The 819-nt window shown below is 60.0% G+C and carries 1 protein-coding gene; it reads left to right on the forward strand.

Annotation, left to right across the window (positions count from 1 at the left end):
* Window positions 1-408 precede the first annotated feature (408 nt).
* On the forward strand, window positions 409-708 hold the full coding sequence (locus BQ17_RS01580) for a hypothetical protein (protein WP_141699032.1): 300 nt from the start codon (window positions 409-411) through the stop codon (window positions 706-708).
* The last annotated feature ends 111 nt before the right edge of the window (window positions 709-819 follow it).

Here is an 819-nt window from a genome sequence, read left to right on the forward strand (position 1 = left end):
GATTTTAAATCGGTAGGCTGGGTCGAGGGACGAGACCCAGCAAACCAGCTGGCCTGTAAACGCTGGGTTTCGTTCCTCAACCCAGCCTACTCCTGACTCTGGTCTGCGGCCCTTTTTAGACAGCCTCTTAGCCGTGGAATTGCCCAGGTTGGATTGAGTATAGGAAAATCGGATAGGATACCCCGCCTACTGCAGGTGGGAGGAAGAGGGCGAAATTGGGTAGTGGTAAATTTTAAAATGGTTAGCGTAGAGCGGTTCATTATGCCCCATTCCTTTATTTGATCCCCTCTCCCCGGCCCCCTCGCTGCGCTCGGGGCAGGCTCTCTCCCGGCGGGAGAGGGGCTTTTTCTCGTTCCCACGTGCTACGTGGGAAGGTGGCAGCTCCGCGCCGCGGAGAGCATCGGACCGGTGTTCACCATTCGTATACACGGGAATCACACCTGCCGGCTGTCCGGCGTTGTTATCCGGTGCGGCCCGGAAGGCGTCTGCTCTGAGCGTTGCCGCCAGCTGGTCATGGGGTCCTTAAGCCGTCTGAAAGACGGCGGTCCCAGCCGGCCCGGGACCGCCGACATCTTGTCGGCCCCTGGGATCGCCGACATCTTGTCGGCCCCTGGGACCGCTGACATCTTGTCGGCCCCTGGGATCGCCGACATTCTGTCGGCCCCCGGGACTACCGATATTTCATTGGCCCTTCCGGCTATCGGGTAAAACCTGAATGCCGAGTTGCCGGTCCAACAAATGGTCATCAGTCAGGCACAGTCTCCGGAGCGTAGGAACGAGTATCGATTGCCCCCTGCCCCCTGCCCCCTGACAACTGCC

Source organism: Candidatus Thiosymbion oneisti (assembly GCF_900092655.1).
GTDB lineage: Bacteria > Pseudomonadota > Gammaproteobacteria > Chromatiales > Chromatiaceae > Thiosymbion > Thiosymbion oneisti.